At 67.0% G+C, this 7,789-nt stretch carries 5 protein-coding genes; 3 read left to right on the forward strand and 2 right to left on the reverse strand.

Annotation, left to right across the window (positions count from 1 at the left end; translation table 11 throughout):
- The first annotated feature begins 663 nt into the window (after positions 1-663).
- On the forward strand, positions 664-2,937 hold the full coding sequence (locus K3F48_RS22315; RefSeq protein WP_370631474.1) for a primosomal protein N': 2,274 nt from the start codon (positions 664-666) through the stop codon (positions 2,935-2,937).
- 238 nt (positions 2,938-3,175) lie between these two features.
- Here K3F48_RS22315 and bioB read toward each other — a convergent pair whose 3' ends face one another.
- Positions 3,176-4,147 carry a biotin synthase BioB gene (bioB, locus tag K3F48_RS22320; protein WP_222577650.1) on the reverse strand — a complete coding sequence of 324 codons (972 nt, stop codon included), beginning with the start codon at positions 4,145-4,147 and terminating at the stop codon, positions 3,176-3,178.
- Between the two features lie 21 nt (positions 4,148-4,168).
- Positions 4,169-4,681, reverse strand: coding sequence for a hypothetical protein (locus K3F48_RS22325; RefSeq protein WP_222577651.1), 513 nt, complete (start codon positions 4,679-4,681; stop codon positions 4,169-4,171).
- A 277-nt stretch (positions 4,682-4,958) separates the two neighbouring features.
- On the opposite strand from K3F48_RS22325, the gene K3F48_RS24640 reads away from it, so the two are divergent.
- Both K3F48_RS24640 and K3F48_RS22330 read left to right on the forward strand, forming a co-directional pair.
- Entirely contained in the window at positions 4,959-6,098 is a 1,140-nt protein-coding gene (locus tag K3F48_RS24640) for an AAA family ATPase (protein ID WP_255609638.1), read from the forward strand.
- A partial coding sequence (locus K3F48_RS22330; RefSeq protein ID WP_255609639.1) for an AAA family ATPase occupies positions 6,095-7,789 on the forward strand: 1,695 nt, incomplete at its 3' end. The genes K3F48_RS24640 and K3F48_RS22330, both read left to right, overlap by 4 nt.

Consider the following 7,789-nt stretch of genomic DNA (forward strand, 5'->3'; position numbering starts at 1 on the left):
GATTAGAATCAATGTCATGCGCTTGTACAACCAATTTTTGTGCCGGACAGCCGTGGGACGAGCCCGGCCATGACGGCTTCCTGGAAAATGTGTGACTCCCTCAGCCCTGAAGCAGAGGGTGAAACGTCCCTTCTTGCATTCACCCGATCGCCCTGGTCGCACTGTGCGGCCCTCTTGACCAAATCGGAAAATTTTCCTATAACCCTCCCGCTTCCGCCGACCAAAGGGGCGCTCCCTCGGGTCAGGGGAGCGCGGGCGGAGGGCGGCTTCCCCGGGATGGCGACCCCCGTCCTCGGATAAGGTAGCACGCCGCCGGACGGCGTTCTTCTCCTCTCCAAAGGGAGAAACGAGAACCGTTCGTGATCCCAGGCGCCGGGCTCGATCGGGCTTGATCGAGAAATCCCAGGACTCGCGGGTCCGGGTCGGCCTCGGGATGTCGGCGACAGGACAGCGGTCGGGACGCTTCGGCCCCGAGACAATTTTTTGCGCACCGGCCGAAACGGCGGCCGCAGCGTCCCGGCCTTTCTCTCGCCCCGCCGTCCCCGCCGCGCGGGAGCGGCTTCCCGTGCTCTTTCCGCGACGCGGAAAAGCGCGCTAGAGCGCTTTCCGATCGAATGGAATCGTTCGATCGATCAGAATTCGCTCAAACTAAACACGGCGGGCATGAGCGGCGCGGCGGACATGGACGAGCGGGAGCTGGACGAGCGGGAGCCGCGCGAAGAGGAGCGGATCGTCGAGGTGCTGCTGCCGGTCGCCGTCGACATCGCCTATTCCTATCGGGCGCCGGCGCGCCTGCGCCTCGCGCCGGGCGATTGCGTCGAGGTCCCGCTGGCGACGCGCAAGGCGTTCGGCGTCGTCTGGCGCTTCGCCGAGCCCGGCGCCGAGCGCGCCGGCCTCAAGACGGTGCTCGCCAAGCTCGACCGCCCGCCCTTGCGCGCGGAGCTGCGCGCGCTCGTCGATTGGGTGGCGCGCTGGACTTTGGCGCCGCGCGGCATGGCGCTGCGCCTCGCCACCCGCGCCGTGGAGGAGGCGGCGCCGGAGACGCCGCGCGTCGGCTATCGCCTGGCCGGCCCGCCGCCCGAGCGCATGACTCCCGCGCGGGCGCGGGTGATCGCGGCGGCGGAGGGCGGGCTCGTCTTCGCCAAGGGCGAGCTCGCCCGCGCCGCCGCCTGCACGGCCGGCGTCGTCGACGCGCTCGTCGACGCGGGCGCGCTGGAGGCCGTCGCTCTGCCGCCCGAGCCGGCGGCGCCGCCGCTCGACCCCGATTTCGCGCCCTTTCGGCTGGAGGCGGAGCAGCGCGCCGCCGCCGATGCGCTCGCCGCGGCGGTGACGGCGGGCGGCTATCGGCCGTTCCTGCTCGAGGGCGTCACCGGCGCCGGCAAGACCGAGGTCTATTTCGAGGCCGTCGCCGCGGCCCTGCGCGCCGGCGGACAGGCGCTGGTCTTGATGCCGGAGATCGCGCTCACCGCGCAATTCCTCGAGCGCTTCGCGGCCCGTTTCGGCGCAAAGCCGGCCGAATGGCATTCCGGCGTTTCCGAGCGCAAGCGCGCGCGGCTCTGGCGCGGCGTCGCGCTCGGCGAGGCTGCTGTCGTCGCCGGCGCGCGCTCGGCGCTGTTCCTGCCCTTCTCGAATCTGCGGCTCATCGTCGTCGACGAGGAGCATGAGGCGGCCTACAAGCAGGAGGATGGCGTCGCCTACCACGCCCGCGACATGGCGGTGGTGCGCGCGCGGCTCGAGGGCGCGGCCATCGCGCTCGCCTCGGCGACGCCCTCGATCGAGACGCGCGTCAATGCGGCGAGCGGGCGCTACGCGCATCTGCGCCTCTCCGCCCGCGCCGGGGCCCGCGCCATGCCGCGCATAGAGGCGATCGACATGCGCTCCAATGGGCCGGAGCGCGGGCGCTGGATCGCGCCGCGCCTCGTCGCCGAGGCGGCCGAGACGATCCTGCGCGGCGAGCAGGTGCTGTTCTTCCTCAATCGGCGCGGCTATGCGCCTTTGACGCTCTGCCGCAGCTGCGGCCATCGCTTCCGCTGTCCCAATTGCGACGCCTGGCTGGTCGAGCACCGCTTCCGCCGCGCGCTCGTCTGCCATCATTGCGGCCATGTCGAGCGGCGCCCGCAATCCTGCCCCGAATGCGAGGCGGAGGAGTCGCTCGCGGCCTGCGGGCCGGGCGTGGAGCGTCTCGCCGAGGAGGCGGCGATTTTATTCCCGGATGCGCGGGTGCTGGTATTGTCCTCGGATTTTCCGGGGGGGCAGGAGCGGCTGCGCCGCGAGCTGGCCGAGATCGCGGCGGGGGCCTTCGATATCGTGATCGGCACGCAGCTCGTCGCCAAGGGGCATAATTTTCCGTTTCTGACCCTGGTCGGCGTCATCGACGCCGATTCCGGCCTCGGCAGCTCCGATCCGCGCGCCGCCGAGCGCACCTTTCAGCTTCTCGCCCAGGTGACCGGCCGCGCCGGCCGCGGCGACCGGCCGGGCCGGGCGCTGATCCAGAGCTGGCAGGCCGACCATCCGGTCATTCGCGCGCTGCTGTCGGGCGAGGCCGAGCGCTTCTATGAGCAGGAGACGGCGCTGCGCGAGCGCGCCGGCCTGCCGCCCTTCGGCCGGCTCGCGGCGCTGATCGTCTCCGCCAAGGACGCGGGCGCCGCCGAGGCCCATGCGCGCGCGCTGGCGCAGGCGGCGCATCGCCTGCCGGCGACCGAGCGCTACCGCGTCGCGCCGGCGGGCGGACTGCCGGAAGAGGGGGAGATCATCGTGCTCGGCCCGGCCGAGGCGCCGATTGCGCTGATCCGCGGCCGCTATCGCTTCCGCCTGCTGGTGAAGGCGCCGCGCAGCGCCGATCTGCAGGCCTTTTTGCGCGCCATGCTGGCGGCGGCGCCCAAGGAGCGCGGCGGCGTGCGCGTCGCGGTCGACGTCGATCCGCAGAGCTTCTGGTGATGTGCGCTTCAGGCGACAGCGCGAAACAATTGCGTCATTTGCGGACTCTCGACGCGCGTCCCTTCTCCCACTCGTGGGAGAAGGTGGCCCCGCGCAGCGGGGGCGGATGAGGGTCCCTGTGGTTCTCGAAGCGGACGAATCGCATCAGCGCGCTGCTGCGGCGAGGACCCTCATCCGACCCGACTTCGTCGGGCGCTCTCTTCTCCCGCTCCGCGGGAGAAGAGAGCGCCCCTATAATCTAAACTTGCGCGCCCTGCGCGGCCAGGGCCGAGAACAGCGCCGTGTCCGCGTCCGTCCCCGGATTGCCGGTGGTCAGCAGCTTCTCGCCGTAGAAGATCGAATTGGCGCCGGCGACGAGGCACAGCACCTGCGCCTCGCGCGAGAGCGCCGAGCGGCCGGCAGAGAGGCGCACGCGCGACTTCGGCATCACGATGCGCGCCGTCGCGATCATGCGCACCAGCTCCAGCGGGTCGACCGGCGGGCGGCCGTCGAGCGGCGTGCCCTCCACGGCGACCAGCGCATTGATCGGCACGCTCTCGGGATGCGGATCGAAGGAGGCCAGCACCTGCAGCATATGGGCGCGGTCGCGCACGCTCTCGCCCATGCCGATGATGCCGCCGCAGCACATTTCGAGCCCGGCGCGGCGCACTGCGGCGAGCGTCGCCAGCCGGTCCTCATAGGTTCGCGTGGTGATGATCTCGCCGTAGAACTCGGGTCCGGTGTCGAGATTGTGGTTATAGGCGGTGAGCCCCGCCTCGACGAGCCGCTCGGCCTGGCGCTCGTTCAGCATGCCGAGCGTGACGCAGGCCTCCATGCCGAGCGCGCGCACGCCGCGCACCATGTCGAGCACCGCGTCGAAGCGCGCGCCCTCCGGCGCCTGCCGCCAGGCCGCGCCCATGCAGAACCGATCCGCCCCGGCTTCGCGCGCGCGCTGCGCCGCGCCGAGCACATCGTCCACCTCCATCAGCTCGACGCGGTCGAGCTTGACCTCGCGGTGATGCGCCGATTGCGGGCAATAGGAGCAATCCTCCGGGCAGCCGCCCGTCTTGATGCTGAGCAGCGCCGCCTTCTGCACCTCATTGGGATCGAAGACGCGGCGATGCTCGGCGCTCGCCCGCGCGACGAGCTCGAGCAGCGGGGAATCGTGGATGGCGACGATCTCCTCCAGCGTCCAATCGTGACGGAGAGAAAAATCGGCGGGAGCGTTCATGGCGGCCTCGAACGAGAGCGATCAGCGGGATTTTTTGGCGAGCCGGCGCTCGTTGCGCGTCAGCGCGGCCTCGGCCTTCGCCGCCGGCGCCTTGCGCTGCAGCGAGGCGTCGAGGCCGGCGAGGAGCGCGACGATGACATAGAGCGCGATCGCCGCATCGAAGCCGGAGAGGCCGAGCGCGAACCAGGCCGGGGTGAACACGGCGCCGGTGCCGAGATAATGGAATTGCACATGCCACAGCGGATGCAGGGCGAAGCCTGCGACGAGCCACCAGGGCGAGCCGACGATGCCGAGCAGGCCGAAGGAGCCGAAAATGGCGAAGCCGGTCATCTCTATGCCGAACCAGGCCTTGACATTGTCCGAGGCGAAGGCGAGCCCGACATAGAGCGCGGCCGTGGCGACGAGCGCATAGCCGAGCGCGCGCCGCGAGCCGAGCTGCGGCCAACGCGCCGAAAGCCGCGCGAGAACGAGGACGCCCCCGCCGAGAGCGAAGCCGACGGCGGCGGGAATGAGGATCGGGGTCAGCTCTTCCATCTTCGAAGCCCGTTATCGGTTTTGCGCCGCGAGCGAGGTCTATAGGCCGGGCGCGCCGGGGCGACAAGGGCAGGGGGCGACCGCGACGGCGGGACGATCGGGCCTCACGCCGGGAAGGCGCAGAAGGAGGTGTCGCCGAAGCATCGTCAGCGGAGGCCGTGACCCGTCCTCGCCGCAGGGACGACCTGTCGCCGCGCTTCGACGCGACACGTCGGCGGCTCCTTGCAATTTATTTTTTTCAGAATATATTCTGATCAGAATAAATTGCGAGGACGAGATGCATAATCGGAAGCAGGAGCGCGACGCGCTGAAACGCAAGCTCGAAGCCGGGGTCAGCATCCACATGCTGGCGCCCCGCCGCATCGGGAAAACTTGGACGATAAATCAGTTGGCGATCGACCTCCGCGAGAGCGGATGGCGGGTCATCGAGATGGACGTCGAAGGGATGGGCGCGCCATCCGAATTCGCCCACGGTCTTTGCAGGCGGCTCGAAGCTCAAATCCCGAAAAGCGACGCTCTGATCACACATATTCGTCAGCGATTCACCAATCTGATTGGTGGAAATTGGGGAAGCGAGCGACTGGCCGACGCTCTCGGCAAGCTCGATCCGATCGAATTCGCTGAGGCGCTGATTGCCTCGGTTGACGAATCCGCCCAGAAAACAGCGATCATCATTGACGAAATTGCTTATTTCTTCCACGCCTTCGCGACGGAGAGCCCAAAAGAGGCGTACGCCTTCGCCTATAGGCTGCGCGCGCTCCAGCAGCGCCACAGGAATGTCCGCTGGGTGCTGACGGGGTCTATCGGTCTCGACATCATCGCCAGCCAGTACCGCCTCGAGGGCGCCTTTGTCGATTTCGAGAAGTTCAAGCTGGAGCCGTTTACCGGCGAGCAAGCGCGCTCGTTTCTGCGAGATCCACAAATCCAACAGCAGATCACATGCTTTTTCAACGCCAGCGACGAGGATTTCGAATGGATGTTTCGAGAACTGGGCTGGCTGGGGCCCTATTATCTCAAGCTGGTCGCGAATGAAGTACGCCCGTCCGTCGTCGGAAATGACGGGCGGTGCGCAATCGCCACTCGAGCAGATTTCGAAGCAGCCTTCCAGAGACTGCTGGGGCCGGATCGACGATCCGACTTCTCTGTTTGGCACGAACATGTCGACAAAAATCTCCCCGAGGCGAGCCGCGCCATGGCGAAGCAGATCGTCAACGCGCTATCGATGACGGCGGACGGGGAAACGGCGGATACGCTTCTAGCGAAAACCACGCAGATGCAAGGCAGCGCGACGCAAAGTCAGATCAAAGACGTGCTCAACGCGCTCGTCAACGACCAATTGATCGCGAAAAACGGCGACCGCTACGCCTTCCGATCAGGCCTCGTCCGCCGCTATTGGCAGGAGTACCAGGCCGGATGACCCTGTCCAAAAGCCCTTCGCTCTACAATCAGGACACGCTGGACGACAGCGATTTTGTCGCTCAATTCGTCGCGCGCCACGGCGTTCTCGACACCCTGGTGCGCCGGCTCGAGACGATCGGGCGCGGCGCTGCCGGCGGCTGCCAGATTCTCATCGGCCCGCGCGGCATGGGCAAGACCTCGCTGCTCAGGCGGCTCGCCATCGAGATCAAGAACCGGCCGGACCTCAGCGAGCGCTTCATCCCGCTTCGGTTTCGTGAAGAGCAATATAACGTGCTCAAGCTGGGGGACTTTTGGCGCAATTGCGGCGAAGCCCTCGCTGAATGGGCAGAGGCCGACGGTCGGACAGACCTCGCCGCCCGCCTCGACGCCGCGCTTCTCAAAGAGAATTGGGCGGGGGATGATAGACCCGCCGATCAACTCGAATCGGAGCTGGCGAATTTGAACCGGCGCGCCGTCCTCCTCGTCGATAATCTCGACCTTATTTTCGATGCGCTGTCCGACCAGGACAAATGGGTGATGCGGCGTCACCTTCAGGAAAAAAATGGGCCGCTCGTCATCGGCGCGGCGACGCGGCCGTTGACGGACAGCGCGGATCGCCAAGCCGCATTTTACGAATTCTTCCAGCCGTATCATCTGGAGCCGCTCGACCAGATCGAAACCGAAGAGTGCATGCGGGCGCTCGGCGAGCGGCGCGGCGAGCATGGCAAGCCGGTGCTGGAGGTGCTGGCCCGGCAGCCGGGGCGCCTCAGGACTCTGCATGTTCTCACTGGGGGAAACCCTCGCGTTCTCGCCCTGATCTACCGGCTTCTCGAGAGCGCGGAATCTGACATGGCCATGGCCGATCTGGAGATTTTGCTCGATCAGGTCACGCCCTATTACAAGGCGCGGATCGAAGAATATCCGACGCCGCAGCAGCGCGCGGTGATCGATGCGATCGCCTTGCACTGGGACCCGATCACCACCCGAGAGCTGGCGAAGACGACCGGCGTCGTCGCGACGACACTGTCGCCGCTGCTGGCGAAGCTCAGGAAGGACGGATTGGTCGAGTCGGTCGCAACGTCCGGCGCCTATGACGCCCATCAGCTGGTCGAGCGATTTCTCAACATCTGGTACCTCATGCGCCACGGCACGAGGCGCACCAAGCAGAGAATGCGCTGGCTGGTGGCGTTCTTGTCGAATTTCTATTCGCGATCGGATTTGGTCGGGATCGCTGATCGCATGCGATCATGCGGGGCGATCGCCAAATGGCATCCCGACTATGCCCTTGCTTTCAATGAGGCCTTGCTGCTTTTCGACGCAAGGGACGGTGCCGAAAGATTCTCCACGGTTACGCTACGAGCGTCCCGCGAATATGTAAGCAAAGAAATCGATGGAGCCGGAGGAGCCGAGAAGCCGTCGAATAGCGAGGATGCGCCAAACGGAAAAATCGCGGCGAAGGTGAAAGTCGCAAAGGACTTGATTACTCGGGGCATCGCCCTCGGAGAAGCTGGCGATCATGCAGCCGCGATCACCGCATTTGACGATGTCGTCGCCCGTTTCGCCGATGCGCGGGAGCCGGCCCTCAGGATGCCGGTGGCGATGGCGCTGGTCAGCAAGGGCCTCGCCTTCGGAAAAGCTGGCGATCCTGCAGCCGCGATCGCCGCCTATGACGATGTCGTCGCCCGTTTCGCCGATGCGCGGGAGCCGGCC

Origin of the sequence: Methylosinus sp. Sm6, assembly GCF_019802345.1 — a bacterium.
Lineage (GTDB): Bacteria > Pseudomonadota > Alphaproteobacteria > Rhizobiales > Beijerinckiaceae > Methylosinus.

Bases quoted from the DNA above. Each gene is read 5' to 3' on its own strand.
- K3F48_RS22315 (WP_370631474.1), top strand. From the start codon at position 664: ATGAGCGGCGCGGCGGACATGGACGAGCGGGAGCTGGACGAGCGGGAG.
- K3F48_RS24640 (WP_255609638.1), top strand. From the start codon at position 4,959: ATGCATAATCGGAAGCAGGAGCGCGACGCGCTGAAACGCAAGCTCGAA.
- bioB (WP_222577650.1), bottom strand. From the start codon at position 4,147: ATGAACGCTCCCGCCGATTTTTCTCTCCGTCACGATTGGACGCTGGAG.
- K3F48_RS22325 (WP_222577651.1), bottom strand. From the start codon at position 4,681: ATGGAAGAGCTGACCCCGATCCTCATTCCCGCCGCCGTCGGCTTCGCT.